This window comes from Micromonospora sp. HK10 (assembly GCF_000982955.1).
Taxonomy (GTDB): domain Bacteria; phylum Actinomycetota; class Actinomycetes; order Mycobacteriales; family Micromonosporaceae; genus Micromonospora.
In genome coordinates, this window is the sequence record NZ_KQ058837.1 from 40,134 (window position 1) to 66,671 (window position 26,538).

General features: G+C 75.1%; 26 protein-coding genes. 6 read left to right on the top strand and 20 right to left on the bottom strand.

Annotated features, from left to right (window positions below):
• Nucleotides 1–126: 126 nt before the first annotated feature.
• The 8 genes from LQ51_RS19270 to LQ51_RS19305 form a co-directional block, all read right to left on the bottom strand.
• A complete protein-coding gene (locus LQ51_RS19270) occupies nucleotides 127–837 on the bottom strand; it encodes an SDR family NAD(P)-dependent oxidoreductase (RefSeq protein ID WP_046567652.1) in 711 nt (236 codons plus the stop codon).
• Nucleotides 838–871: 34 nt separating this feature from the next.
• A complete protein-coding gene (locus LQ51_RS19275) occupies nucleotides 872–1,567 on the bottom strand; it encodes a RibD family protein (RefSeq protein WP_082159529.1) in 696 nt (231 codons plus the stop codon).
• A complete protein-coding gene (gene ribA, locus LQ51_RS19280; protein ID WP_046567654.1) occupies nucleotides 1,564–2,217 on the bottom strand; it encodes a GTP cyclohydrolase II in 654 nt (217 codons plus the stop codon). The genes LQ51_RS19275 and ribA overlap by 4 nt, the downstream gene beginning before the upstream one ends.
• 70 nt (nucleotides 2,218–2,287) lie before the next feature.
• Complete coding sequence (locus tag LQ51_RS19285) at nucleotides 2,288–3,253, bottom strand: lysylphosphatidylglycerol synthase transmembrane domain-containing protein (RefSeq protein WP_369799874.1); 966 nt, start codon at nucleotides 3,251–3,253, stop codon at nucleotides 2,288–2,290.
• A 131-nt stretch (nucleotides 3,254–3,384) separates the two neighbouring features.
• On the bottom strand, nucleotides 3,385–4,194 hold the full coding sequence (locus LQ51_RS19290) for a class I SAM-dependent methyltransferase (RefSeq protein WP_046567657.1): 810 nt from the start codon (nucleotides 4,192–4,194) through the stop codon (nucleotides 3,385–3,387).
• Complete coding sequence (locus LQ51_RS19295) at nucleotides 4,191–5,228, bottom strand: glycosyltransferase (RefSeq protein WP_046567659.1); 1,038 nt, start codon at nucleotides 5,226–5,228, stop codon at nucleotides 4,191–4,193. Before LQ51_RS19295 ends, LQ51_RS19290 begins: the two co-directional genes overlap by 4 nt.
• A gap of 6 nt (nucleotides 5,229–5,234) precedes the next feature.
• Nucleotides 5,235–5,633, bottom strand: a complete 399-nt coding sequence (locus LQ51_RS19300) for a 6-pyruvoyl trahydropterin synthase family protein (RefSeq protein ID WP_046567661.1) — start codon at nucleotides 5,631–5,633, stop codon at nucleotides 5,235–5,237.
• A 2-nt stretch (nucleotides 5,634–5,635) separates the two neighbouring features.
• Entirely contained in the window at nucleotides 5,636–6,613 is a 978-nt protein-coding gene (locus LQ51_RS19305) for a zinc-dependent alcohol dehydrogenase (protein ID WP_046567663.1), read from the bottom strand.
• 93 nt (nucleotides 6,614–6,706) lie between these two features.
• On the opposite strand from LQ51_RS19305, the gene LQ51_RS19310 reads away from it, so the two are divergent.
• Together LQ51_RS19310 and LQ51_RS19315 are read left to right on the top strand one after the other, a co-directional pair.
• A complete protein-coding gene (locus LQ51_RS19310; RefSeq protein WP_156313158.1) occupies nucleotides 6,707–7,660 on the top strand; it encodes a CDP-alcohol phosphatidyltransferase family protein in 954 nt (317 codons plus the stop codon).
• 45 nt (nucleotides 7,661–7,705) lie between these two features.
• The gene (locus tag LQ51_RS19315) at nucleotides 7,706–9,727 is read left to right on the top strand and encodes an alkaline phosphatase family protein (protein WP_197087836.1); all 2,022 of its coding nucleotides are present in this window, start codon (nucleotides 7,706–7,708) and stop codon (nucleotides 9,725–9,727) included.
• Nucleotides 9,728–9,742: 15 nt separating this feature from the next.
• On the opposite strand, the gene LQ51_RS19320 is transcribed toward LQ51_RS19315, so the two are convergent.
• The 6 genes from LQ51_RS19320 to LQ51_RS19345 all read right to left on the bottom strand — a co-directional run bounded on the left by LQ51_RS19320 (nucleotide 9,743) and on the right by LQ51_RS19345 (nucleotide 15,272).
• Complete coding sequence (locus tag LQ51_RS19320) at nucleotides 9,743–10,030, bottom strand: hypothetical protein (protein WP_046567666.1); 288 nt, start codon at nucleotides 10,028–10,030, stop codon at nucleotides 9,743–9,745.
• A gap of 94 nt (nucleotides 10,031–10,124) precedes the next feature.
• Nucleotides 10,125–11,204: an ABC transporter ATP-binding protein gene (locus tag LQ51_RS19325; protein WP_046567713.1), complete on the bottom strand. Its 1,080-nt coding sequence runs from the start codon at nucleotides 11,202–11,204 to the stop codon at nucleotides 10,125–10,127.
• Nucleotides 11,186–11,980 (bottom strand): ABC transporter permease, encoded by a 795-nt coding sequence (locus LQ51_RS19330; RefSeq protein WP_046567668.1) that lies wholly within the window; start codon nucleotides 11,978–11,980, stop codon nucleotides 11,186–11,188. The genes LQ51_RS19325 and LQ51_RS19330 overlap by 19 nt, the downstream gene beginning before the upstream one ends.
• Nucleotides 11,977–12,762, bottom strand: coding sequence for a molybdate ABC transporter substrate-binding protein (modA, locus tag LQ51_RS19335; RefSeq protein WP_046567669.1), 786 nt, complete (start codon nucleotides 12,760–12,762; stop codon nucleotides 11,977–11,979). The genes LQ51_RS19330 and modA overlap by 4 nt, the downstream gene beginning before the upstream one ends.
• Nucleotides 12,759–13,160, bottom strand: coding sequence for a TOBE domain-containing protein (locus LQ51_RS19340; RefSeq protein ID WP_046567671.1), 402 nt, complete (start codon nucleotides 13,158–13,160; stop codon nucleotides 12,759–12,761). The genes modA and LQ51_RS19340 overlap by 4 nt, the downstream gene beginning before the upstream one ends.
• Nucleotides 13,161–13,202: 42 nt before the next feature.
• A complete protein-coding gene (locus tag LQ51_RS19345) occupies nucleotides 13,203–15,272 on the bottom strand; it encodes a heavy metal translocating P-type ATPase (protein ID WP_046567672.1) in 2,070 nt (689 codons plus the stop codon).
• Between the two features lie 246 nt (nucleotides 15,273–15,518).
• Here LQ51_RS19345 and ygiD point away from each other — a divergent pair, with 246 nt between their 5' ends.
• Nucleotides 15,519–16,388: a 4,5-DOPA-extradiol-dioxygenase gene (ygiD, locus tag LQ51_RS19350; protein ID WP_231605798.1), complete on the top strand. Its 870-nt coding sequence runs from the start codon at nucleotides 15,519–15,521 to the stop codon at nucleotides 16,386–16,388.
• A 4-nt stretch (nucleotides 16,389–16,392) separates the two neighbouring features.
• Here ygiD and LQ51_RS19355 read toward each other — a convergent pair whose 3' ends face one another.
• Nucleotides 16,393–16,773, bottom strand: a complete 381-nt coding sequence (locus tag LQ51_RS19355) for a DUF1622 domain-containing protein (RefSeq protein ID WP_046567674.1) — start codon at nucleotides 16,771–16,773, stop codon at nucleotides 16,393–16,395.
• Between the two features lie 238 nt (nucleotides 16,774–17,011).
• Between LQ51_RS19355 and LQ51_RS33475 the strand changes: the two genes are divergently transcribed.
• On the top strand, nucleotides 17,012–17,179 hold the full coding sequence (locus LQ51_RS33475) for a hypothetical protein (protein ID WP_197087838.1): 168 nt from the start codon (nucleotides 17,012–17,014) through the stop codon (nucleotides 17,177–17,179).
• A 198-nt stretch (nucleotides 17,180–17,377) separates the two neighbouring features.
• On the opposite strand, the gene LQ51_RS19360 is transcribed toward LQ51_RS33475, so the two are convergent.
• The 5 genes from LQ51_RS19360 to rfbB all read right to left on the bottom strand — a co-directional run bounded on the left by LQ51_RS19360 (nucleotide 17,378) and on the right by rfbB (nucleotide 23,054).
• Nucleotides 17,378–18,046, bottom strand: a complete 669-nt coding sequence (locus LQ51_RS19360; protein ID WP_046567676.1) for a TcmI family type II polyketide cyclase — start codon at nucleotides 18,044–18,046, stop codon at nucleotides 17,378–17,380.
• 56 nt (nucleotides 18,047–18,102) lie between these two features.
• Entirely contained in the window at nucleotides 18,103–19,326 is a 1,224-nt protein-coding gene (locus LQ51_RS19365) for a cytochrome P450 family protein (protein WP_046567678.1), read from the bottom strand.
• Nucleotides 19,323–19,643: a putative quinol monooxygenase gene (locus LQ51_RS19370; RefSeq protein WP_046567680.1), complete on the bottom strand. Its 321-nt coding sequence runs from the start codon at nucleotides 19,641–19,643 to the stop codon at nucleotides 19,323–19,325. The genes LQ51_RS19365 and LQ51_RS19370 overlap by 4 nt, the downstream gene beginning before the upstream one ends.
• Entirely contained in the window at nucleotides 19,640–21,919 is a 2,280-nt protein-coding gene (locus LQ51_RS19375; protein WP_046567682.1) for an FAD-dependent oxidoreductase, read from the bottom strand. The genes LQ51_RS19370 and LQ51_RS19375 overlap by 4 nt, the downstream gene beginning before the upstream one ends.
• A 145-nt stretch (nucleotides 21,920–22,064) precedes the next feature.
• Nucleotides 22,065–23,054, bottom strand: coding sequence for a dTDP-glucose 4,6-dehydratase (gene rfbB, locus LQ51_RS19380; RefSeq protein WP_046567683.1), 990 nt, complete (start codon nucleotides 23,052–23,054; stop codon nucleotides 22,065–22,067).
• Nucleotides 23,055–23,309: 255 nt separating this feature from the next.
• On the opposite strand from rfbB, the gene rfbA reads away from it, so the two are divergent.
• Nucleotides 23,310–24,185: a glucose-1-phosphate thymidylyltransferase RfbA gene (gene rfbA, locus LQ51_RS19385; protein ID WP_046567685.1), complete on the top strand. Its 876-nt coding sequence runs from the start codon at nucleotides 23,310–23,312 to the stop codon at nucleotides 24,183–24,185.
• A gap of 267 nt (nucleotides 24,186–24,452) precedes the next feature.
• A partial coding sequence (locus LQ51_RS19390) for a type I polyketide synthase (RefSeq protein WP_046567687.1) occupies nucleotides 24,453–26,538 on the top strand: 2,086 nt, incomplete at its 3' end.

Sequence of the window (26,538 nt, forward strand, 5' to 3'; positions counted from 1 at the left end):
GGCCGCCGGCACCGGCCGACCGGACGGACGACGACCGACCGGGGCGGACGGAGGAGCGCCGACACGAACGGGTGGCGCCGGCCCGCCCGACGGTGGAGGGGCGCGGGGCAGCCGCCGGGTGGCCGCTCACCAGGGCAGGCGACCAGCGGCACTGAAGAAGCCCCCGGTCGGGCCGGTGGGACCGATCTGCGCCATCCGGACGATGATCCGGGCACCCTGCTCCACCGTCTGGTGTCCGGCCGAGCCGTTGAGGTCCGTGGCGGTGAAGCCAGGTTCGACCGCGTTGATCCTGATCGCCGGGTACGCCTTCGCGAACTGGACGGTGACCATGTTCAGCGCGGTCTTGGCGGCCGGGTAGGCCACGCCCGGGTAGGCGTAGCCGGGCTCGCCCGGGGTTGTCGCGCGGTACAGCGACGCGAGGCCGCTGCTCACGTTCACCACCACCGGAGCCGCGGACCGGGTGAGGAGCGGGAGGAAGGCGTGCAGCATCCGCACCACGCCGACGACGTTCGTCGCGAAGGTCTGCTCCATCAGCTCCGCCGTCACACCCGACGCATCCGTGACGGTGCCGTCCGCGCCCCACTCCGGCGCGATTCCGGCGTTGTTGACCAACACGTCCAACCCTCCGTCGGCCGCGATGGAACGCGCCGCGGCGGCGACCGACACCTCGTCGGTGACATCCAGCCGCACGACCCGGGCGCCGACCGCCGCGGCCGCCAGCCGCCCCCGCTCGAGGTCCCGGCTGCCGAGGTAGACGGTGTGGCCGGCGGCCGTCAACTGCCGGGCGGTCTCCAGCCCCAGTCCCTTGTTCGCGCCGGTGATCAGGGTGGTCGTCATGCGGCGCACGCTAGCCGTCAGAGCGTGCTCGAAGTCAATGCCGGGCGTCGCAGCGGTCGGAGAGGGCGTAACGGGTGAGCACCACGTCGTCGATCTGGCGCACCTCGAGCACCCGGGCGCGCCGGCCCGCGTGCCAGGGGTAGCTGCCCTCGCCGACGAAGCGCGGCGCCCGCCGGTCACCGACGAAGAACGGCGCCACCACCAGGTGCAGCTCGTCGGCGAGGCCGGCGGTCAGGAACTGGCAGTGCAGGCTGCCGCCCCCCTCCACCATCAACCGCCGGACGCCCCGCGCGGCCAGATCGGCCAGGACCGCCTCCGGGGTGACCGGATCACCGGCGTCGACCACGGTGGCCACGTCACCCACCCGCTCGTGGGTCTTCTCCACCGCCCCGCTGAGGCAGTAGACCAGCTTCGGCCCGTCGCCGAAGGTGAAGAACCGGGCGGTCGGGTCGAGGTCGCCGCTGCCGGTGACGGTGACCTTGGCCGGCGACGGGGGCAGGCCGCGGGCCACCCGCTCGGCCCGCCGCCGCTCGGCGCGGATCAGCAGCCGGGGATCGTCCCGGCGGACCGTGGCGGCGCCGACCAGGATCGCGTCGCAGGCGGCGCGGACGTCGTCGACCCGGTCCAGGTCCGCCTCGTTGGAGAGCAGCAGCCGCTCGGTCGACGCGTCGTCGATGTAGCCGTCGATCGACATCGCGCAGCTGAGCAGCACGTACGGTCGCGCGTTCACGGCACGAAGGGCAGGTCGAGGGCGTGGTCGGCGCGGGTCACCTTGGCCGCGAGGTAGTGCGCATTCGCCGGGGACAGGTGCACCCCGGTCGACACCCGGTCGTCCACCGTCACGCCCAGCCGGTCCAGCTGCGCCGCCTTGTCCGGGTTGTTGCTGAGCAGCGCCACCCGGGTCACGCCCAGCGCCACCAGCATCTGCGCGGCCACCGTGTAGTCGCGCTCGTCGGCGCCCCGGCCCAGCGCCTCGTTCGCCTCGTAGGTGTCCAGCCCGCCGTCCTGCAGCGCGTACGCGTCGAGCTTGGCGTACAGGCCGATGCCCCGGCCCTCCTGGCGCAGGTAGAGCAGGTAACCCCCGGCCTCGGCGATCCGCTCCACCGCCTCCCGCAACTGCGGGCCGCAGTCGCAGCGCTGACTGCCGAAGACGTCCCCGGTCAGGCACTCGCTGTGCGGGCGGACCAGCGGCGGCGGCAGGTCCGCCGCCGGCCGGTCCCCGGCGGCCGCCCGGTCGCCCAACCCGAACGCGAGGTGCTCGCGGCCGTCCACCAGCCCATGGAAGGTGTAGACCCGGGCGCTGGTCAGGTATCCGTCGGGGAAACGCAGCGGAACCGTCACCTGGGTCCGGATCGTCGCCGTGGGCAGTGTTTCGTCCATCCGTTCTCCTCCGTCCGGGGCTGCCGGGCGGGCCGGCAACGCACACCTCGCCCCATCACCGTAGGCCGGATCACCGACACTCGCCGGGCCGCGCCGCAGGTGACCGCCCCGCCAGCAGCATCGCCGCGCCGGGCAGGCTGGCGACCAGGACCAGCGCCCCGTACACGGTGCCGGCGGCGACGCCCTGCCCGGCGGTGAGCCCGGCGGCGGCGAACGCCCAGGCCGCGACCCCTTCCCGCGGCCCGAACCCGGCGACGTTCGCCGGCAGCCCCATGGCGAGCAACGCCAGCAGGGTCAGCGGCAGCAGCCGGGACAGCGGCGCGTCCGCGCCCGCCGTGCGCGCCGCCACCAGGAAGGTGGCCAGGTGACCGGCGACCACCACCGCCGAGGCCACCAGCACGCCCAGCCAGGCGCGGCGGGCCAGCAGCCCGGCCCGGATGTCGGACCCGGCGGTCCGCACCGCCCGCGCCCACCGGGACGCCCCCGAGCGGGGAGCCACCCGGACCAGCAGCGCCAGCCCGAGCGCCGCCGCGGCCAGCGCGGCGGCCAGCGCCGGCAGGTACGGCCGGACCGGGGAGGGCAGCACGGCCAGCACCGCGAGGGCGATGCCGAGCTGGACCACCTGCCCGGCGGTCCGTTCCCAGACCACGGCCCGCACCCCCCGGGCGACATCACCGGCGTCCCGGCCGTGCCGCACCGCCCGGTGCACGTCGCCGAGCACCCCGCCGGGCAGGGTCGAGTTGAGGAAGACCGCCCGGTAGCAGTGCGCCACCGCGGTGGCCAGCGGCAGGCGTACGCCCAGCCCGCCGGCGACCAGGGACCAGCGCCAGGCGCAGCAGACCGTGGTGAGCGCGCCGATGCCGAGCGCCGCGACGAGCGCGGGCGGGTCGATCAGCCGCAGCCCGGCCAGGAACGGCCCGGCGCCCACCGACCAGACCAGGGCGGCGAGGACGGCGAGCCCGCCGAGCAGCCGTACCCACGGCCAGGCCGACCGGGCCGGGGCGCGCCCGCCCACCGGCCGCGTCCGGCCGGCCACGGCGGCCACGGCGGGGACGGCGGGGACGGCGGGGACGGCGGGGACGGCGCCGATGGGGGCGGCGACGGTGGCGTGTGACAAGTGGTCCTCCCGGGGTCCACCTGATGTCACGTGCCAGACCGCCGCGCGGTTCACCCCGCCAGCAGGTCGTCGTGGTGCAGCACCACCCGCAGCCCGCCGGCCGCCGCCTCCGCCAACCGCCGCCGCCGGTACGCCTCGGCCGCCGGGGCCAGGTCCGGCCGCTCCTCGACGGCCGCGTCGAGCCAGCCGGCCAGCCATTCCGCGGTCAGCGCCGCCTGCTCCGGGCCGAGCCGCCACGGGCTGGACCGGACGGCCACCTCGATGCCCCGCCGGCGGAAGGCCGCCGCCGCGACCCGCGCCGCGTCCGGGCCGAGCAGGGTGCGGCCGGCCACGGTACGGCGCTGGTGCGCGTTGAACGCGGCGGTGAACCCGGCGTCGAGCGGATCGGCCGGGGTGAACTCCACCCGGCCGACCACCGAGAGCGCGAAGAGGGTGGGGTGCCCGGCGCAGGCCGCTACCACCCGTTCGACCTCCCCGGCGGTGAGCATGTCCAGCAGGGCGGAGGCGGTGACCAGGTGGGCGTCGGCCAGGTCGGCGCCGGCCAGCCGGGTGATGTCGGAGTCCCGGGTCTGCACGGTGACCGGGCTGCCGTCGGCGGCGAGCACCGGCTCGGCGGCGGCCAGCGCCAGCAGGTCGGGGTCGCGCTCGTGCAGCACCCACCGCTGCGGGCCGGGCAGCCGGGGCGCCAGCCAGCGGGCCATCGACCCGGTGCCGCTGCCCAGGTCGTGCACCACGACGGGCCGGCCGGCGGGCAGCCGGCGCCGGACCGCGTCCACCAGGTCGGCCGACCGGGCGGCCGCGTCGGCCGGCTCGCGCAGCCGCAGCCAGTCGGCGAAGTCCGGGGGTAGCTGGGTGGTCATGCCGCTGTCGCCTCCTTCAGGGCCGCCGCCAGCCGTTGCGCGGTGACCGTCCAGCCGGTGAGGGTGTCCCGCCGCTGCCGGGCCGCGCGCCGCAGCCGGGCCCGCAGGACCGGGCCGGTGAGCCAGGCGCGCAGCGCGGCGGCCAGCGCCGCCGGGTTTCCGGACGGCACGAGCAGGCCCGGGCGGGTGCCGTCCGGGGCCCGCCCGAGCGTGTCGGGCAGGCCGCCGGTGTCGCTGCCCAGCACCGGCACGCCCCGGGCCAGGGCCTCCGTCACCACCATCCCGTACGTCTCCTGCCGGGACGGCAGAATCAGCAGGTCCGCAGCGGCGTACGCGGCGTCCAGCGCCGCACCGGTGAGCGGGCCGGGCCGCCGGACCCGGTCGGCCAGGCCGGTGCCGGCGAGCCGCCCGGACAGCCGCGCCACGAAGGCCGGCTCGCGGGTGAGCGAGCCCACCCAGTCGCAGCGCCACGGCAGGTCGGCGACCTCGGCGAGGGCGTCGGCGAGCACGTCGTGGCCCTTGACCGGGGTGACCGCGGCGACGCAGAGCAGCCGACCGCCGGCCGGCGAACCGGGCGCGAGTGGCGCCGGGTCCACGCCGGGGGCGGCGACCGCCACCCGGGCGGCGGCCAGCCGGTAGCGGTCCAGCAGCCGGCGGCGGGTCCATTCGCTGGTGGCCACCACGGCCGTCGCGGCGGCCAGGGCGCGTGCCTCCACGTCGTCGTCCCGGGGCAGGTGCACCAGGATCACCAGGCGCAGCCGGTGCGCGTGCGGGGCCAGCACCTCCGGCACGGTGGACGCGACCAGCCCGTCGAGCAGGACCAGGGCCCCCGCCGGCAGCGCGGCGAGCAGGCCGGCGAGCGCGGCCCGCTCCCCGGCCTCCGGGTACGGCCAGCCGCCCGGCACCGGGTGTTCCCGCACGGTCCAGCCCAGCGCGGCCAGGCCGCGGCAGGCCCGCCGGTCGTAGCTGTTGCCGCCGCTGGGGGTGGCCGGGTCGTCGATGTCGCCCGGCAGCACCACGTGGACGACGGTCATCGACGGCTACAGGGTCCGCTCGTAGCTGGCCCAGGCCACGTGCGACTCGTGCAGCGTCACGGTGATCCCGGCGAGGCCGCGGGCACCCGCGCCGAGCCGACCGGCGTGCACCGCCTCGGCGAGCCGGTCGGCCACCGTGCGGGCCAGCACCTCGGTGGTGGTGTTCACCCCGGCGAAGGCCGGCTCGTCGTCCAGGTTGCGGTAGGTCAGCTCGCCGAGGACGGCCTTGAGCTGCTCGGTGGCCAGGCCGATGTCGACCACGACACCGTCGGCGTCGAGGTCCGGCCGGCGGAAGGTGGCGTCGACGACGAAGGTGGCGCCGTGCAGCCGCTGGGCGGGGCCGAACACCTCGCCGCGGAAACTGTGGGCGACCATCATGTGGTCCCGGACAGTGACGCTGAACATGATCACTCCTCGTCGTAGGTGATGAGGTGGCAGAGCGCGGGGAGCCGGCCCGAGGCGAGCCGGTCCAGCACGTCGGGCAGGTCGGCGAAGCGGGACCGGCCGGTGAGCAGCGCGTCGAACGCCGGGTCGGCGAGCAGGTCCAGGGCCAGCGCCAGCCGGTCGGCGTAGCTGCGGTCGGCGCGCCGCGGCGACACGGTGCCGACCTGGCTGCTGCGGATGCCGAGCCGGCGGGCGTGGAAGGCCCCGCCGAGGGTCAGCGTGACCGGGCGGTCGCCGTACCAGCTCAGCTCCAGCACCGTCCCCTCCGGGCGGAGCAGGTCCAGCCCGCGTTGCAGCCCGTCGGCGGTGGCGCTCGCGTGCACCACCAGATCCCGGTCGCCGGCCGCGTCGGCGGGCAGCGCGAAGTCGACGCCGAGCGCCGCGGCCACCCGGGCCCGGTCCGGGTCGGCGTCGACGAGCTGGACCCGCACCCCCGGGAACCGGGCCAGCAGGGCGGCCACCGAGCAGCCGACCATGCCGCCGCCGATCACGGTGACCCGGTCGCCGACCAGGGGCGCGGCGTCCCAGAGCGCGTTCACCGCGGTCTCCACGGTGCCGGCCAGCACCGCGCGGGCCGCCGGCACCTGCTCGGGTACGACCACCACGGCGGCGGCCGGCACCACGTACGCGGTCTGGTGCGGGTGCAGGCAGAAGACGGTACGCCCGCGCAGCGTCTCCGGTCCCCGCTCGACGGTGCCGACGCTGAGGTAGCCGTACTTCACCGGGGCCGGGAAGTCGCCGGACTGGAACGGGGCGCGCATCGTGGCGTACTGGTCGGCGGGGACCCGGCCGGTGAAGACCAGCGTCTCGGTGCCCCGGCTGACCCCCGAGTAGCGGGTGCGGACCAGCACCTCGTCGGGGCCGGGCGCGGGCAGCTCGACGGGACGCAGTTCGCCCTCGCCGGGGGCACGGAGCCAGAAGGCGCGGGCGACGCCGGTCACGATTTTCTCCTCTTTTCCGCATCAGACCGAACCGGACGGGCAGTTTCCCCGTAGTGAGATCACAGGGTTGTCGATCATAGACACGGAGGCAGGGTGTCCACCGTTCGAACGGGCCCGTTGCTCGGGCTGATCCTCCAGTCTGTCCTGCTGGCCGGCCTCGCCGGCACGGTGGGGCTCGGCGTGGCGGGCTGGCTCGCCGGCCTCGCGTACGCCGGGGTGCTCGGCGCGCTGCTGCGGCGCGGCCTGCGGGCCGCCGGCGTGGACCGGCTCGGCCCGGCCGACCGGGTGACGCTGGGCCGCGCCCTGCTGATCGGCGGGGTGTTGGCGCTGGTGCTGACCCCCGGCCCGACGCCGGCGGTGGTGCTGGTCCCGCTCACCGCGGTGGCGCTGGCCCTGGACGCCGTCGACGGCCTGGTGGCCCGCCGCACCGGCACGGCCAGCCCGCTGGGCGCCCGCTTCGACATGGAGGTCGACGCGTTCCTGCTCCTGCTGCTCAGCGCGCACCTGGTGCCGGCCGTCGGCGGTTGGGTGCTGGCCGTCGGCGGAATGCGGTACGCCTTCGTCGCGGCCGGCTGGCTGCTGCCCTGGCTGCGGCGCCCGCTGCCGCCCCGGTTCTGGCGCAAGGTGGCGGCGGCGGCGCAGGGCGTGGCGCTCGTGGTGGCCGCGAGCGGCTTGCTGCCCCCGGTGGCCACCGTCGTCCTGGTCGCCGGCGCGCTGGCGCTGCTGGTCGAGTCGTTCGGACGCGACGTGACCTGGCTGTGGCGGCACCGGCCGGTCACCGCCGGTGTCCCGGTCGCCATCGCGGTCACCGTCCCGGCCGGCACCCCGGTCACCATCCCGGTCACCGTCCCGGCCGGCACCCCGGTCACCCCGGTCACCGTCCCGGCCGGCAGCCCGGTGACCAGCCCGGCCGGCAGCCCCGGTGCTCGCCCGGGCCGGGGTGCCCCCGCCCGGATCGTGCTCGAACCCACCGGTCGGCCGGCCCGGCCGACCGGTCCGGTGGCCCGGCCGCTGCCGGTCCGGGCGCGCGCCCACCAGCCCGTCTAGCCCGCACCACCCGTGCCCTCCCCACCCCCGCCGAAGGACCCCGCCGTGTCACGTCCCGCCCACCACCACCGTCCCGCCGCGACCCCGCCGGCCGATGCTCCGCCCCACCCTGCCTCCGACGTCCCCGCCGAGAGCCCGCCGGCCGACGCCTCGGACGCCGCCGCCGCGCGGCCGACCGAGGGTGGCGCGGTCCCGGACGCCGGGCCGGACCCAGCGGCCCGGGACCTCGCCGCACCGGACCCGGAGCCGGCAGCACCACCGGCGGAGGGTGCAGCACAGGAGCCGGCCGCGACCCCGGCACAGGCCACCACGCCGAAGCAGGCCACCACGCCGGAGCCGGCTGAGGACGCAGCACAGGCCACCACGCCGGAGCCGGCCGCGGACGCAGCACAGGCCACCACGCCGGAGCCGGCCGCGGACGCAGCGCCGGCGGACACGCCGTCGCGGGCCCGCCGGGTCGCCGCGGCGGTGTGCACCGGGCTCGCCGCGCTGCTGGTGGTGACGGCGCTGGCGCTGCCCGACCAGCTGAGCCGGGTCGGTCCGGCAGCGGTGCTGCGCATCCCGGTGGAGGCGCTGGTGGCGGTGGCGGTGCTGCTCGTCCTGCCGGGCCGCGCCCGCCGCCCGGTCGCCGCGCTGGCCGGCCTGCTGCTCGGTCTGCTCACCGTGCTGCGGCTGCTGGACATGGGCTTCTTCGTGGCCCGGGACCGGCCGTTCGACGTGCTGCTCGACTGGGCGCTCTTCGACGACGCCTTCGGCTACCTCACCGACTCCTCCGGCCGGGCCGCCGCGGTCGCCGCCGCGACCGGTGCGGTGCTGCTCACCGCCGGCCTGCTCGTCCTGATCACCCTGGCGGCGCTGCGGCTGACCCGGCTGCTGGCCCGGCGCCGGCGGGCATCGGCGCGGGTGGTGGCCGCCCTCGCGGTGCTCTGGCTCGGCTGCGCGGCCCTCGGGGTACGGGTCGGGCCCGACCTGCCGGTCGCCGACCGGGAGGCGAGCGCCCTGGTCGCGGGGCACGTCGGCCAGGTCCGCGCCGGGCTGCGGGACCGGGTGGTGTTCGCCGGGCAGGCGGCCACCGACGCGTACCGCAACGTGCCGGGCGACCAGTTGCTGACCGGGTTGCGCGGCAAGGACGTGCTGGTCGCGTTCGTGGAGAGCTACGGCCGGGACGCCGTCACGGACCCGGCGCTCGCCCCGGGCGTCACGGCGGTGCTCGACGACGGCTACCGGCAACTGCGCGCGGCCGGGTTCGGCGCGCGCACCGGCTACCTCACCTCGCCCACCTTCGGCGGCGGAAGCTGGCTGGCCCACGCCACCCTGCTCTCCGGCCTGTGGATCGACAACGACCAGCGCCACCGCGACCTGCTGGCCGGCAACCGGCTCACCCTCAACGGTGCGTTCCACCGGGCCGGCTGGCAGACCGTCGGCGTGCTGCCCGCGGCCACCCAGCCCTGGCCGGAGGGCAAATTCTTCGGCTACGACCGCTACTACGACGCCGCGCGGCTGGCCTACCGTGGGCCGACGTTCAGCTACGCGCCGATGCCCGACCAGTTCACGCTGGCGACCTTCCAGCGCCTCGAACGGTCCCGGCCGCACGCGCCGCTGATGGCGGAGATCCCGCTGGTGTCCAGCCACTCCCCCTGGTCGGCGATCCCGAAGCCGGTGCCGTGGGACGCGGTCGGCGACGGGTCGATCTTCCACGAGGCGGCGACCCGCACCGGGGGCGGCCGGGACGTGGTCCAGCGCGGCAACGACCAGATCCGCGCCGACTACGCGCACGCGATCGAGTACTCGGTCGGCACCCTGGTCTCGTACCTGCTGACCTACGGCGGGGACGATCTCGTGCTGGTCTTCCTCGGCGACCACCAGCCCACCACGACGGTCACCGGCGAGGGGGCCAGCCGGGACGTACCGATCACCGTGGTGGCCAGGGATCCGAAGGTGCTGGACCGGATCGCCGGCTGGGGCTGGCAGGACGGGCTGCGGCCCGGCCCGCAGACCCCGGCGTGGCGGATGGACACCTTCCGGGACCGTTTCCTCACCGCGTTCGGCCCCACCCCGGGCCACTGACCCGGTGGCGGGTGCTCAGGCGGCCTTGCGGCGGCGGCGGGAGCGGGGGCGCGGGGCCGCGGCGGGGACGGACTCCTCCGCCGGGGCTTCGCCGGAGCGGGCCAGGTCCATCGCGCGCCGGGCGTCGGTCAGGGTGTCGCAGGGCGCGGCCTGGCCGCCGCAGAGCAGGCTGGGACAGCGGCCTGTCTCGTCCGGCTGGTGGGCGGCGGCCACGTCGTACGCCGTCCGCCAGAGCAACGGGTCGGTCACGTCGTCCGGGAGCACCGCCTCCTGGCTGGACCGGACCTGTGTCGTGTCGGGCACCCCGTTCCCCTCTCCTCGTCGCTCCCCTGTTCACTGACCAGGTGGGGCAGAGTCAAACCTTCCTCACCTACCAACGAGCGTCCAGCGACCTGCGTCACGCCGGGTAGGCCCGGGTCTCGGCCGCCTTCACCGCCGCCCAGACCCGCTGGCCGGGGCGCAGCCGCAGCTGGGCGGCCGAGGCGGGGGTGACGTCGGCGGCCACCGCGACCGGTCCGGCGAGTTGGACGCGGAGGTTGTCGCCGTGCCGCTGCACGCCGGTCACGGTGGCCGGCCAGACGTTGCGCGGGCTGCCGTCGGGGCGGCCGGGGTGCAGCGCCACGGCGGCCGGCGGGAAGGCCACGAAGGCGTCCCCGTGCACGCTGTCCGCCGCGGTGAGGGTGAGTCCGCCGACGGTGACCGAGCGCCCTTCGGCGCGGCCCCGGTGCAGGTTCAGCCCCACCAGCCGGGCCACGTAGTCGGTGCGCGGCCGGGCGGTGACGGTCGCCGCGTCGCCCTCCTGCACCACCCGTCCCTGTTCGACGATGACCAGCCGGTCGGCGAGCACCAGGGCGTCGAGCGGATCGTGGGTGACCAGCAGCGCGGCCCCGGCGTGCGCGCCGAGGTGGCGCTGGAGTTCGGCGCGGGTGTCCAGCCGGGTGCGGGCGTCGAGCGCGGCCAGCGGCTCGTCGAGCAGCAGCAGGGTGGGCTCCACGGCGAGGGCGCGGGCCAGGGCGACCCGCTGGGCCTGCCCGCCGGAGAGCTGGCGCGGCCGGTCCCCGGCCCGCCCGCCCAGCCCCACCCGGTCCAGCCAGGCCTGGGCCCGGGCCCGGGCGGCCCGCCGGTCGGCGCCCCGTCGGCGGGGCCCGAAGGCCACGTTGTCCAGCGCGCTGAGGTGCGGGAAGAGCAGGTAGTCCTGGAAGACCACGCCGACCGGCCGCCGCTCGGGCGGGACCCAGCGCCGCCGCTCGGGGCGGTCCAGGTCGGTGCCGCCGAGGGTGAGGTGGCCGGCGCTGAGCGGGTGCAGCCCGGCCAGGGCGCGCAGCGCGGTGGTCTTGCCGGCGCCGTTCGGCCCGAGCAGGGCGACCACCTCGCCGGCGGCGATCCGCAGCCGGATGTCGAGGTGGAAGGTGCCCCGGTCGGCGACCAGGTGCGCGTCGAGCAGGGGCGGCGGGGCGGTCACGTGGTGCCGAGCCAGCGGTCGCGCAGCCCGGCGAGGATGGCCACGGAGACGGTGAGCAGGATCAGGCTGAGCACGATGGCTGCCTGGAGGTCGGTCTCCAGGGCCAGGTAGACGGCGAGCGGCATGGTCTGGGTCCGGCCCGGATAGTTGCCGGCAAAGGTGATGGTCGCGCCGAACTCGCCGAGCGCCCGCGCCCAGCAGAGCACCGCGCCGGCCGCCACGCCGGGGGCGACCAGCGGCAGCGTGACCCGGGTGAAGGTGGTCCAGCGGCCGGCGCCGAGGGTCGCCGCCGCCTCCTCGTACCGGCGGTCGGCGCCGCGCAGCGCGCCCTCGACGGCGATGACCAGGAAGGGCATGGCGACGAACGCCTCGGCGAGCACCACCCCGGCGGTGGTGAACGGCAGGGTGATCCCGAAGGTGGCGTCCAGCCAGGAGCCGAGCAGCCCGCGCCGGCCGAAGACCAGCAGCAGCGCCACCCCGCCGACCACCGGTGGCAGCACCAGCGGCACGGTGACCAGGGCGCGGACCAGCCGCCGGCCGGGGAACTCGACCCGGGCCAGCAGCCAGGCCAGGGGTACGCCGAGCAGCACGCAGAGCACCGTGGCGGCGGTCGCGGTCTCCAGCGACAGCCGCAGCGCGGTGCGTACGCCCGGCTCGGCGAGCCGCCGGGGCAGGCTGGTCCAGGGGGCGCGGGCCAGCAGCCCGACCAGCGGCAGGACGAGGAAGAGCAGTCCGAGGCCGGCGGGGAGCAGCAGGGCGAGCGGCACCCGCTGCCCGGGACGGCGGCTCACCGGCTCTGCGGCGCCTGGAACCCGGCGGCGGTGAGCACGGCCAGACCGGCGGCGGAGCGGACGTGATCGACGAACGCCCGGGCGCCGCCCGGGTTGGCGGCGTGCTTGAGCACCACGATCGGGTAGTCGTTGACCGCCCGCGCGGACTCCGGGAACTCGACGGCGTCGAGCGCACCGGCCGTGGCGCGGGCGTCGGTGCGGTAGACCAGGGCGGCGTCGACCTCGCCGAGCTTGACCTTGGCGAGCGCACCCTTGACGTCCTGTTCGAGGGTGGCCGGGGTGAGCCGGACGCCGGCCGCGCCGAGCGCGGTCTTCGCCGCCGCCCCGCAGGGGACCTGCTCGGCGCAGAGCGCCACCTTGACGCCCGGGCGGGCCAGGTCGGCGAGGCCGGTCACCCGGCCGGGGTTGCCCGCGGGCACGGCGATGACCAGCTGGTTGCGGACCAGGATGGTCGGCTCGCCGGCGGCGTCGCCCGCGTCGGTGACGGTCTTCATGGTGGCCGGGGAGGCGGCGACGAAGACGTCGGCCGGTGCGCCCTGGGTGATCTGGGTGGCCAGCGCGGAGCTGCCGGCGAAGTTGACGGTCACCGTGGTGCCGGGGTGCGCGGCCTCGAAGTCCCGGCCCAGCCTCGTGAAGGACTCGGTGAGCGAGGCCGCGGCGAACACGGTCACCCGGCCGCCCGCGTCTCCGGCGGCCGGCTCGTCGGCGCCGCCGCAGCCGGCCAGGGCCAGGGTGAGCGCGGCCGTCGCGGCGCGGGCGGCCCGGGTCCACCGTACGGTCACGGGTTGGTCCTTCCCTTCGCCGGGGCGGCGCGCTCCACCACGACGGTGGTCGACTTGATCACGGCGACGGCGACCGACCCGACCTCGAGGTCGAGGTCGTCGACCGCCTCGCGGCTCATCAGCGAGACGATCCGGAACGGCCCGGCTTGGATGTCGACCTGGGCCATCACGGTGTCCTTGACGACGGCGGTGACGATGCCGCGCATCCGGTTGCGGGCCGAGGACAGCTCCGGGTGCCCGGGGGCGCGGACGAAGGCGGCCAGGTCGACGCCGTCGACCACCCGGTGGCCGTGCTCGTCGCGGCCGGCGGTCAGCCGGCCGGCGTCGATCCAGCGGCGGACCGTGTCCGCGCTGACGCCGAGCAGTTCGGCGGCCTCGCCGATCCGGAACACCGTCACCCGGCCACCCTAGCGTCACGCAGATGCTCGCCGCAATCGCGGTCAGTCCTCCGGGGTGAGGCGGACCCGGCGGAGCAGTTGCGCGTTGAGCGCCACCACGATGGTGGAGGCCGACATCAGCACCGCGCCGACCGCCGGGCTGAGCGCGACGCCCGCCCAGGCCAGCACCCCCGCGGCGAGCGGGATGGCCAGCACGTTGTAGCCGGCGGCCCAGGCCAGGTTCTGCCGCATTTTCCGATACGACGCCCGGGACAGCCGGATCACACCGGTCACGCCGCGCGGGTCGTCGCTGGCCAGCACCACCCCGGCCGACTCGATCGCCACGTCGGTGCCGGCGCCGATGGCCAGCCCCACGTCGGCGCGGGCCAGGGCCGGGGCGTCGTTGACCCCGTCGCCGACCATCGCCACGGTGAGTCCCCGGGACTGGAGTTCGCGGACCGCCGCGTCCTTGTCGGCGGGCAGCACCTCGGCGAAGACCTCGTCCACCCCGGGGCGGAAGCCCAGGTCGGCGGCGACCGCCTCGGCGACCGGCCGGGCGTCACCGGTGATCATCACGATCTTCCGGATGCCCTGGGCGCGCAACTCGGCGATCGCCGCGCGGGCCTCCGGGCGCACCTCGTCCTCGAGGGCGAACGCCCCGAGCACCCGCGCGGCGCCCGGTTCCGGCGCGCGGACCAGGTGCAGCACCCCCGCGCCCCGCCGCGACCAGCCCGCCGCGCTGCGGGTCAGCTCCGGCGGCACGTCGACGCCGAGTTCCCGCAGCAGGGCCGGGCCGCCGACCGCCCACTGCGTACCGTCGACGACCGCGCGGACGCCGCGGCCGGGCAGCGACCGGAAGTCGCGCGCCGCGGCCCGCAGGCCGCGGTCCCGCGCGGCGGCGACCAGGGCGCGGGCGAGCGGGTGTTCGCTGTCGGCCTCGACCGCGGCGGCGATCCGGAGCGCGTCGTCCTCGGTGAGGCCGCCGGCGGCGGCCACCCCGGTCAGGGTGTGCCGGCCCCGGGTGAGGGTGCCGGTCTTGTCGAACAGGACCGCGTCGACGGTACGCATCCGCTCCAGCGCCAGCCGGTCCTTGACCAGGATGCCGGCGCGGGCGGAGAGCGCGGTGGAGAGCGCCACGACCAGCGGGATGGCCAGCCCGAGGGCGTGCGGGCAGGCGATCACCAGGACGGTCACGGTGCGGACCACGGCCTGGTCGGTGTCGCCCAGCACGCGCCAGGCCACGAAGGTGGCCAGCCCGGCGAGCGCGGCGACGTAGAACAGCAGCGCGGCGAACCGGTCGGCGAGCACCTGGGCGCGCCCGCCGGAGGCCTGTGCCTGGGCGACGAGCCGGCCGATGCCGGCCAGCGCGGTGTCCTCCCCGACGGCGTCGACCCGGATCCGCAGGGCGGAGTCGGTGGCCACGGTGCCGGCGACCACCCGGTCCCCAACGGCGCGCGGCACCGGCCGGGACTCCCCCGTGATCATGGACTCGTCGAGTTCGGCGGCGCCCTCCTCGATCCGCCCGTCGGCGGGGACCCGGCCGCCGCTGCGGACCAGCACCAGGTCGCCGACGCGCAGGTCGGCGACGGAGACCGGGTGCGGCCGCCCGGCCTCGTCGAGGCGTTCGGCGTCGTCGGGCAGCAGCGCGGCCAGCGCGGCGAGCGCCCCCTGGGCCTGCCCGATCGCCTTCATCTCCTGCCAGTGGCCGAGCAGCATGATGGTGACCAGCGCCGCCAGCTCCCACCAGAAGTCCAGGTCGAACCAGCCCAGGCTGGTCGCGGCCGAGGCGGCGTACGCCACGGTGATCGCCATCGAGATCAGCAGCATCATCCCGGGTGCCCGGTCCCGCAGCTCGCGGACGCCGCCGACCAGGAACGGCCAGCCGCCGTACCAGAAGACGACCGAGCCGAGCACCGGGCCGACCCAGCGGACGCCGGGAAGGTCGAGCCGGTAGCCGAACCAGTCCATCACCATGTGGCTGGTGAGCACGATCGGCACGGTCAGGGCCAGGCTCAGCCAGAACTTCCGGCGGAACTGTTCCGGGTCGTGCCCGGCGTGCTTGTCGTGCCCGGCGTGCTTGTCGTGCCCGCCGTGGTCGGCGTGCGCGTCGTGGTGCCGGTGTTCGGGTTCCATCGAACTCCACCTCCGCCGCGACCATATACCCGGTGGGGGTATTCGTCACGGTGACGCTCGCCCCACCCGAGGTCATCCTTTCGCGTCCGAGCGGTACAAACCGGGGCAACCGCCGGGACGGGACCGCAGGGTCGGTGCTGACCGGTCTCCGGCACCACCCGCCGAACGCCGAACGCCGCCGACCGTCGACCGGACACCGGCGGCCGGAGGGGCTAGCCTCGGGACACGGCCGGCGGCGGGAGCGGGATGAGCGAGCAGAGGACGCAGATGACGATGCCGGCGGCGTTCTTCGGCCACGGCAACCCGATGAACGCCCTGGAGGTCAACCGGTACACCGCCGCGTGGCGGGAGTTCGGCCGAGCGGTGCCCCGGCCCCGGGCGATCCTGGTGGTCTCCGCGCACTGGTACATCGGCGCCACCGCGGTCACCGCGATGCCCCGGCCCCGCACCATCCACGACTTCTACGGCTTCCCGCAGCAGTTGTTCGACGTCAGCTATCCCGCGCCCGGGCTGCCCGAGCTGGCCGAGGAGATCAGCGACGTGGTGCACCCCACCTGGGTCGGTGCCGACCTGGACTCGTGGGGCATCGACCACGGCACCTGGTCGGTGCTCACCCACGCGTTCCCCGCCGCCGACATTCCGGTGGTGCAGTTGAGCATCAACGCGTTCAAGCCGCTGGACTACCACCTGGACCTCGGCGCCCGGCTCGCACCGCTGCGCGAGCGCGGTGTGCTCGTGGTGGCCAGCGGCAACGTGGTGCACAACCTCGGCGGCGTGGACCGGCGCCTGGCCGACGAGGGCTTCGACTGGGCCCGCCGGTTCGACGACGCGGCCCGGGAGATCGTCCGGGACGCGCCGACCGAGGCGGCCCGGCTCGACGCCCACCGCGACTACCAGTTGGCCGTGCCGACCCCCGACCACTTCATCCCGCTGCTCTACCTGGCCGGCCTGGCCGGTGCGGACGGGAGCCGCCCCGAGGTGCTGGTCGACGGGTACGCCTACGGTTCGCTGTCGATGACCGCGTACACCCTGGGGTTGCGCTGCGCCGCCGGGGAGCAGCCGGCGGGCGCGGCCGCGCTGCCCCGCGACGTGCCCGCCGACTCGGCCAACATCTGACCCCTCAGCGGGGTGCGGCGCCGACGCTCCGGCCCGCCACCGGCTGCCGGGCCTGCCACGGCCAGCGGCCGTCGAGCTCCACCTCCAGGGAGAAGCTCAGGAAGGTCCGGACCAGCACGATCAGGCCCAGCACGCCGACGCTGGTGAAGGTGGGCGAGACCGCCACGGTACGGATGATGTCGCCGCCGACCAGGAACTCCAGCCCCAGCAGGATGGCCTTGCCGACGTCCTCCCGGTAGGGACGGTAGCTGTCGGCCAGCCGCCGGTCGCGCCACGAGCGGGCCAGGAACACCACCGTGGCGAGGGTGACGCCGGCCGCGATGACCAACACCCCGGCCAGGTCGAGCAGCGCGCCGACCTTCTCGATGATCTCCCTCGTCGGCACCCCGCACCCCCGCACCACCGGCCGTCGACCGCCCGGCCGCGGATAGCCTCCGCACCTGGGCCGGCCACAGCACCACCATGGCGCATCCCCGGCGCGTCCGGGCGGTTTCGCCCGACCCCGGCCCGGCCCGCACCGGCAACCGCCTGCGACCCGGGTACGCCCCGCCTAGGCTGGGCACCGGGACAGGAAGCGGCCCCGGATCACGGGGCGGTCGCCGACGGCCCGACGAGGAGGGGACGTGACGGAGCCCGAAGAGGACCAGGAGAAGACCCGGAAGACCGACGACGTGCTGTACTCCCCCGACGGCGACCCCCACCACACGATGGCCGAGGCGCCGCAGCCCGACGAGCACCTGCCGGTCCGCTTCGAACACGACGGCGAGAGCGAGACCGTCGGCGACGAGTAGGGCCGCGCGCCGCCGACGGGCGGCTTTCCGGTGCCGACGGCACGTCGGCCCCGTCCGCGTCCACCCTGCGCCGTCGGGTGCGCACCCTGCTCGACGATCCGGCGGCCGAACCCGACCGCCCGCGACGCATCGACCAGTCCCTGCTGAGCAGCTGCCGTGGCCGTGGCCGACCCGGGACCCGGCGGGGCCGGGAGCGGGTCAGTCCTCGGCGCGCCAGCGGTAGAACGGCGCGGCGACCGAGTCCTGCGGGCCGTGCCAGCTCTCCGGGCGGTACGGCTCGACGTACGGGGCGAGTTCGATCATCAGCTTGCCGAAGGCCGGCTTCTGCTCGTGCCGCTGCCGCAGCCGCTCCGCGGTCTCGGCATCCTGCTCGATCAGATGCACGAACACGTCGTCGATCGAGTAGAGGAAGCGCGCCGCGACGCCCAGCTCGGCCGGGAGCGGCCCGGCGTCGGAGTCGGCGAAGATCCGGGCCACGTCCGGCTCGGCGCCCGGCTTGATCCGCTGGACGACGACGGTCAACACGGGGTCGGCGGGCGCCGGGCGGTCCTCCGGCGTCCAGCGGTAGAACTCCTTGGCCACCGAGTCCGACGGGTTCTTCCAGTACCTCGGGTACGGGGTCACGTACGGGCCGATGGCTTCGGCGATCTTCTGGAAGGCGGGCAGGCCGCGGGTCTGCCCGGACACCTTGGGGTCCTGCTCGCGCTCGATGACGTGCAGGTAGAGGTCGTGGTGGGACAGCAGGATCCGCCCGATGACGCCCAGGTCCTGGGGCCGGGTGGTCCGGTCGTAGTAGCCGAAGACGTCGCCGACGGTGCCCTCGCTGCCGGGGACCATGTGGCAGACGATCACGTTCCGGAAGACCATGACTGCTCCTTGGTGGGTTGTGACGAAGTGGGGTTGTCACGAACGGGTGTCGAGGGTCAGGCGGCGAAGGCGACGGGCAGTTCGAGCAGGCCGCGGAACGGCGACCCGGCCGGCAGCCGGGGTACCTGCGCCACCGGCACGGCCAGCCGCAGCCCGGGCAGCCGGCGCAGCAGCGCGCCGAGGCCCAGCTGCGCCTCCATCCGGGCCAGCGAGACGCCGAGGCAGTAGTGGACGCCGTGGCCGAAGCCGAGGTGCGGCCCGCGCACCCGGCGCAGGTCCAGCCGGTCCGGGTCGACGAAGTGCGCGGGGTCGTGGTTCGCCGCGTTGAGCACCACGCCGACGACCGCGCCGCGCGGGATGGTCACGTCCTGGTACGCCAGGTCCTCGGTGGCGATCCGCGGGCTGGCCACCGGCAGCGGGCCGTCGAAGCGGAGCAGTTCCTCGATCGCCGACGGCAGCAGCTGCGGGCTGGCGCGCAGCAGTTCCAGCTGCTCGGGATGCGTCAAGAGGGCCAGCACCGCGTTGCCGAGGAAGTCGGCGGTGGTCTGGTGCCCGGCGAAGAGCAGCAGGAACGTGGTGGTGACCAGTTCCGCCTCGGTGAGCGTACGGTCGCGGTCGCAGGCGGCGATCAGCGCGCCGATGATGTCGTCGGCCCGGTCGTCGCGCTTGGCCCGGACCAGGTCGGCCAGGTAGCGGTGCAGCCGCGCCTGGGCCTCCTGCACCGCCGCGCGCTCCTCCTCCGGCGGGCGACGCGTCGACCCGGAGGTGCGGATCACCTGGGTCCAGTCGAGCACCCGGCCGTGGTCGGCCGGCGGCACCCCGAGCAGCTCGCAGATCACCGTCATCGGCAGGGGGATCGCGAAGTCGTGCATCAGCTCGGCGCGGCCCTGCGGGAGCAGCTTGTCGATCAGGTGGTCGACGATCTCGGCGACGCGCGGGCGCAGCGCCTCGATCCGGCGCGGCGAGAACGCCTGCGACACCACCCGGCGCAGCCGGGTGTGCTCGGGCGGGTCGGAGTTGAGCATGTTCTGGTTCAGCCCGGCCGAGTTCGGGCCGAAGATCCGCAGGTAGTGCTGGCCGGGCCCGTACAGGTCCTTGGACAGCCGCGGGTCGGTCAGCGCGGTCCGGGCGTCCTCGAACCGGGTGATCAGGTACTGGTCGAACCGGCCGCTCACCGGGCAGACCGGCCGGTCGGCCCGCAGCCGGGCGAAGGTCGGGTAGGGGTCGGCGGCGAAGTCGTCGGTGTAGAGCCGCGCCGCGGGCACCGGGTCGTCGGTCATCGTGCTCCCTCCCGCACGCTGCTGACGCTGTGCAGCACCTGGTAGGTGTGCCGCTGGGCGGACTCGCGCAGCTCGCGGATGATCCGCAGCAGCCGGTCCCGGTGTTCGCTGCGGCCGAACGCGTCCAACCGGTCCCGGTCCGCCCAGTCGCTGATGATCAGATAGCTGCGCGGGTCGTCGGCGTCGCGGACCAGGTCCTGGTGCAGGCAGCCGTCCAGGGTGCTGATCTCCTCGGCGGCGGAGAGCCACTCGGCCTCGAACCGTTGCTCGCAGCCCTCCCGGGTCCGCATCGCCAGCACGGTCCGGACCCGGCTCATCGGGCGCCGCCGAAGGTCAGGTGCAGGTGCTTGCGCAGGCCGTCGCCGTCGATCGGCTGGCTGCGGTAGCCGATGTGCCCGTCCGGGCGGATCAGGTACAGCGCGCTGCCGGTGACGCCGTAGGTGTCCCGGAAGGCGTTCCCGCCGTCCACCACGACCGGCGGCGCGAGCAGCCGCGACGGCGCGGCGTCCGGGCTGCGCAGCAGGTACGCGTCGAGCTCCCCGCCGGCCTGCCGGCGGACGTCGGCGCAGAGCTGCGCCGCGGCGGCCAGCGTCGCCTCGTCGGCCGTGCCGTCGGCGTACACCAGCAGGGTGTGCCGGGTGCCGCGGGTGAGGTCGCGCAACCGCAGCGGGTGTCCGACGCCCTGCCGGTCCAGGCCGGCCACGTCGGGGGCGCGGTCGCCCGGTCCGGGGCCGGCGCGCAGCGCGTCGGGGTCGGCGACCGACTCGCCGACCAGCGGGCTGTCCGCGTAGCTGAGCAGCAGGGACATCTCCTGACGGAACTGGCGTTCCAGGTCGGCGCGGTCCAGCTCGTCGGTGAACGCCATCCGGACCGCCCGCCCGACGATCTCCTCGCCCTCCGGCCGCCGCTCGGTCTCGTAGCTGTCCAGCAGGCCGGGGGCGGCGAGCCCGCGGGCGGCCAGCGCCAGCTTCCAGGCCAGGTTCCAGGCGTCCTGGATGCCGGTGTTCATGCCCTGCCCGCCGGCCGGCGGATGCAGGTGGGCCGCGTCGCCGGCCACGAAGACCCGGCCGTCGCGGTACCGGTCGACGATGCCGTGGCTGATCCGGAACACCGACGACCAGCGCAGGTTCGACGCCCGGGTGCCGGGCGGGGCGAGGTGGTCCAGGGCGGCCTGGACGTCGGCCAGGGTCGGCGCGGCGAGTTCCTCGCTGAACCCGGGCGGGGCGTCCTGCCCGCCGGTCTGGGCGAAGAACCGGGGCGGCGCGAGGGTGGCGATCCGGTACCGGCGCTCGCCGCGCAACGGGACGCAGACCAGCATGCCGTCCATCCGCCCATCGGTCTCGTGCAGGAACCGCAGCAGGTGGCCGTCCGGCATGTCCCAGTCGACGTCCACGTCGCCGAGCATGAACAGCTGCGGGAAGCGGCCCAGCCCGCCGGTGAAGGTCAACCCGAGCAGTTCCCGGACCCGGCTGTGCGCGCCGTCGCAGCCCACCAGGTACTTCGCCCGGACGGTCTCGGTGCCGCCGTCGGCGGTCGCCACGGTGGCGGTGACGCCGTCGCCGTTCTGGTCGAACCCGACCAGCTCGGCGCCGCGCTGCGGGCGTACGCCCAGGGTGGCCAGGCGCTGGGTGAGCAGGCGCTCGGTCTCGTACTGGGGCAGGCCGAGGTGGGCGTACGGCAGGCCGGGCAGCTCCCAGCTCATCCGGTGCGTCTCCCGGCCGTTGACGAAGACCATGTTGCCGGTCAGCCAGATGCCGGTGTCCATCGCCTCGCGGACGATGCCCTGCTCCTCCCAGAGTTCCATGGTGCGGCAGTGCACGCCGATCGCCTTGTCGGCCTGGCCGGCCGGGGTGGCCAGCTTGTCGATCACCCGGCAGTCGACGCCCCGCCGGGCCAACTCGACGGCGGCGGTCAACCCGGTGGGTCCCGCCCCCACCACGAGTACGTCCGTTGTCCTGTGCACGTCGGCCTCCCTGCCCGTACGCGGTTGTCGGTGCTCTGCCGGCTCGGCCACCGGGTGGAAGATCCGGCGGCGGATGTCGAGCAGGAACGGGGCGATCGGCCCGGCCTCCTGGGAGGCGTGCGCCGGGTCGCCGATCCAGCGGTGGAACTCCGCCGCGCTGCGCCACTCGGCGAAGATGTGGTGCACGTCGGTCCCCGGCTCGCGCAACAGGTCCTCCCGCAGGTAGCCGGGGACCGCGGCGACCCGGGCGAGGACCTCGACGTAGCCGCGGTCGAACTCGGCGCGGCGGTCGGCCGGCACGGTCAGCTCGACGTCGACGAAGATCGGCATCGCCGCGCCCGGCCGGTCGGTCATCAGCCGAGGGCCGTCCGCCGGATACGCCTCGCAGAACGGGCGGACCGCGTCGGCGAGACCGGCGGCCAGCTCGCCCCGCGCGTACCGGCGCCCGGCCGCCTCGTCGGTCCACTCGGTGACCAGGACGAACGTCCGCGGATCGGCGGCGTCGTGCAGCAACTCCTGGCGGACGCCGCCGGTCGCCGCCGCCAGCTGCCCGGCGTGCGCCCGCCAGGCGGCCGTCACGGCGGGTTCGCACCCGGCACGCACCCGGAGCCGGAGCATCGTCCTGATCATGAAGTCTCCTCGGACGGCCGGGACGGGACTGGTGCTGCGACCCTGTCCGAGGTCGCGTCAACCGCCCGTCACCGGCCGCCGGGGCGAAGTCCGCTCACCGTGACGCCGTGGGGACGCCCGCCGGCTCGGCGGGCGTGCGAGACCGTCAGCGGCCGAGGCGCCGGTAGCTCTCCTCGGTCGCCTGCTTCTGCGGCTTCCACCACCACTCGTTGGTCCGGTACCAGTCGATGGTGGCCGCGAGCCCGTCCCGGAAGGAGTCGAACCGGGGCCGCCAGCCCAGCTCGGTGCGCAGCTTGGTGGAGTCGTTGGCGTAGCGCAGGTCGTGCCCGGGCCGGTCCGGCACGTGGTCGTAGCCGTCGGCGGGCCGGTCCATGAGGGCGAGGATCAGCTCGACGATCTCCCGGTTGCTGCGCTCGTCGCCGGAGCCGATCAGGTACGTCTCACCGATCCGGCCCTGCCGCAGGATCAGGTGCACGGCCGCGTTGTGGTCGTCCACGTGCGTCCACTCGCGGACGTTGACGCCGGTGCCGAACAGCTTCGGGCGCTCGCCGGTGAGCACGTTGGTGACCTGGCGCGGGATGAACTTCTCCACGTGCTGGAACGGGCCGTAGTTGTTGGCGCAGTTGGACAGCGTGGCCGCCACTCCGTACGAGCGCACCCAGGCGCGCACCAGCAGGTCCGAGCCGGCCTTGGTGGCGGAGTACGGGCTGGACGGGTCGTAGGCGGTCTGCTCGGTGAACTTCCCGGTCGCGTCCAGGGGCAGGTCCCCGAAGACCTCGTCGGTGGAGATGTGGTGGAACCGGACGCCGTGCCGGCGTACCGCCTCCAGCAGGGTGAAGGTGCCGATCAGGTTGGTCCGGACGAACGGCTCCGGGTCGCGCAGCGAGTTGTCCACGTGCGACTCGGCGGCGAAGTGCACCACCACGTCGGCGTCGGCGACCAGGCCGTCGACCAGCGCGGCGTCGCAGATGTCGCCGGCCACGAACGCCACCCGGTCGTCGACCGGCGCCAGGCTGGCGCGGTTGCCGGCGTAGGTCAGCGCGTCGAGGACCCGGATCCGGTACTCGGGGTGGTGCCGCACGGTGTAGTGGACGAAGTTCGCCCCGATGAAGCCGGCGCCGCCGGTGACCAGCATCCTCGTCATGCCCCGCATCCTACCGGCCACTACGCTTTCCACGCCCCGGAAGAATCGATTAGGTGACCTTTCCCGGCGATTCTCTGAAGCAATTACAAGGCAGCCCTAAAGGGGTTCCAAACAATCGCCCTGCCCATTGTCGTGCGGGGTTGCGCGTACCGTTTTCGTCGGTAGGGTCCGGGTGAACATACCTGGCCCGAGCGCCCCGGGGGATGCCATGCGGTTTGCTGTTCCCGCCGAAGACCGGACACCGTCGTGAAGGGGATCATCCTGGCCGGCGGCTCCGGGACCCGGCTGCACCCGATCACCATCCCGGTCTCCAAGCAGCTGCTCCCGGTCGGCGACAAGCCCATGATCTACTACCCGCTGTCGGTGCTGATGTTCGCCGGCGTACGGGAGGTGCTGGTGATCGCCCGCCCGGCGGACCTGCCGATGTTCCGGACCCTGCTGCACGACGGCACCCAGTGGGGGCTGCGCATCACCTACGCCGAGCAGCCCCAGCCCCGCGGCATCGCCGAGGCGCTGCTCATCGGGGCCGGTCACATCGACGGCGATGACTGCGCCCTGATCCTGGGCGACAACATCTTCCACGGCAACGCCTTCTCCCAACTGCTGCACCGCGAGTCGCGCCAGCTGACCGGCTGCACCCTGTTCGGCTACCGGGTCAACGACCCGCAGCGGTACGGCATCGGGGTGACCGACGCCGAGGGCCGGCTGGTCGCGATCGACGAGAAGCCCAGCCAGCCCCGCTCCAACCGGGCCATCACCGGCCTCTACTTCTACGACAGCGACGCGGTGGACATCGCCAAGAACCTGCGCCCCTCGGGCCGGGGAGAGCTGGAGATCACCGACGTCAACAACGCCTACCTGAGCCAGGGCCGGGCGCGGCTGGTCGACCTCGGGCGCGGTTTCGCCTGGCTGGACACCGGCACCCCGGAGGCGCTGCTGCAGGCCGGGCAGTACGTGCGCACGCTGGAGGAGCGCCAGGGCGTCCGGATCGCCTGCCTGGAGGAGATCGCGCTGCGGATGGGCTTCATCGACGCCGAGGCCTGCCACGCGCTCGGCGCGACGATGGCGAACTCCACCTACGGCCGGTACGTGATGAGCATCGCCCGGGAGTTGGCCGCCTGACCGACCCGACCCGCGCACCCGCCGGCCCCGTCGCCGGCGGGCCGGCCGTCGTGCCCGGACCGGTCCGGCCGGTGGCCGAAGCGTGCCGATCGGGACCGTTGCCGCCCGGTCCGCCCGAATAGCTTTAGTGGTGAATAAGGCGATCGTTAGCTGCGGCAGAAATTGTCGGATCCGAGGTTGGCGTGCTGTCGGCGGCGGCGGTCCCGATGTCCCGCCCGCCCCGCCCATCGACGTTCCATGACGCCAACGGTGAGGAGCGATCCCGCAATGAGCCAGGGCGCGCCGGCGAACGGTACCGCGAATGAGGAAAGGCTGCGGGCGTATCTGCGGCGGGCCACCGCGGAGTTGCAGCAGACGCGGCAGCGTCTGGTCGATGTGGAGGCGGTGGCGCGGGAGCCGATCGCGGTGGTCGGCATGGCGTGCCGGTTGCCCGGTGGGGTGCGGTCGCCGGAGGAGTTGTGGCGGCTGCTGGCCGAGGGGCGCGACGCGATCTCGGAGTTCCCGACGGACCGGGGCTGGGACGTCGAGGCGCTGTACGACCCGGACCCGGACGCGGCCGGCCGCACGTACGTGCGCGAGGGCGGGTTCGTCGACGCGGCCGGGGAGTTCGACCCCGAACTGTTCGGCATCAGCCCGCGCGAGGCGATGACCATGGACCCGCAGCAGCGGTTGCTGCTGGAGACCGCCTGGGAGGCGTTCGAGCGGGCCGGCCTCGACCCCACGGCGGTACGCGGCAGCAGCACCGGCGTCTTCGCCGGGATCATGGTGGCGGACTACGGATTCCGCCTGCTCCCGGACATCCCCGCCGGCTACGAGGGCCTGGTGGGCAGCGGCAGCGCGCCGAGCATCGCCTCCGGCCGGGTGGCGTACACGTTCGGGCTGGAAGGCCCGGCGATCACCGTCGACACGGCGTGCTCGTCGTCCCTGGTGGCGGTCCACCTGGCCGCCCAGTCACTGCGCAAGGGCGAGTGCGACATGGCCCTGGCCGGCGGCGCGACCGTGATGGCCACCCCCGGCTCCTTCGTGGAGTTCAGCCGGCAGCGGGCACTCTCCCCCAGTGGGCGGTGCCGGGCGTTCGCCGACTCGGCCGACGGCACGGTCTGGGGCGAGGGCGTCGGCCTGCTGCTGCTCACCCGCCTGTCCCACGCCCGGGAACACCACCTACCCATCCACGCCGTCATCGCCGGATCCGCGATCAACCAGGACGGCGCCAGCAGCCAACTCACCGCCCCCAACGGGCCCGCCCAACAACGCGTCATCCGCCACGCCCTGACCAACGCCGGCCTCACCCCCGCCGACATCGACGCCGTCGAAGCCCACGGCACGGGCACGACGTTGGGCGACCCCATCGAAGCCCAAGCCCTGCACGCCACCTACGGCCGCCACCGCCACGACCAGCCACTCTGGCTCGGCTCCATCAAATCCAACCTCGGCCACACCCAAGCCGCCGCCGGCGTCGCCGCCATCATCAAAATGATCCAAGCCCTGCACCACGGCCTGCTCCCTAAAACCCTGCACATCGACACGCCCAGCAGCCACGTCACCTGGGACCCCACCGCCGTCGCCCTCCTCACCGACGCCCAACCCTGGCCGCAGCACCCCGACCGACCCCGCCGCGCCGGCATCTCCTCCTTCGGCCTCTCCGGCACCAACGCCCACCTCATCCTCGAAGAACCCCCCGCCGACACCACCGCACCCGGCAGCGCCACCCCCACGGGACACCCGGACCGAGCCAGCGCTGCCGCTCCCGTCGACTCCCCCACCACCCGCGCCACGGCCACGACCGGGACCGGTGCGGTAGCCGGTGCCGAATCCGCAGCCCGCGCCGAAGCCGCCGCCGACGCCGGAAGCAGGACCGCAGCCGAGACCACAGCCCAGGCGGAGACCGCAGCCGCCAACGCCGATGACGCCGTGACCGGTCAGACCACGGCCGGGACCGCAACCGACACCGCACCCGTGCCGCTGCTGCTGTCCGGCAAGACCCCAGCCGCGCTCCGCGCTCAGGCCGCCGCCCTCGCCGCCCACCTGGAAACCCACCCCGACACCGCGTTGGCCGACCTCGCCGGGACGCTCGCCCACCAGCGCGCCCACCTCGACCACCGGGCCGTCATCATCACCGGCTCCCCGGCGCACACCCTCGACGCTCTCCGGCACCTCGCCGACGACCAACCCCACCCCGACCTGATCACCGGCCACGCCACCGACCCCGGCCGCATCGCCCTCCTCTTCGCCGGCCAAGGCTCCCAACACCCCGCCATGGCCCACGAACTCCTCAACCACCCCGTCTTCGCCCACCACATCCACGCCTGCGACACCGAACTCGCCGCACAGGGCCACACCTGGTCCATCCGGG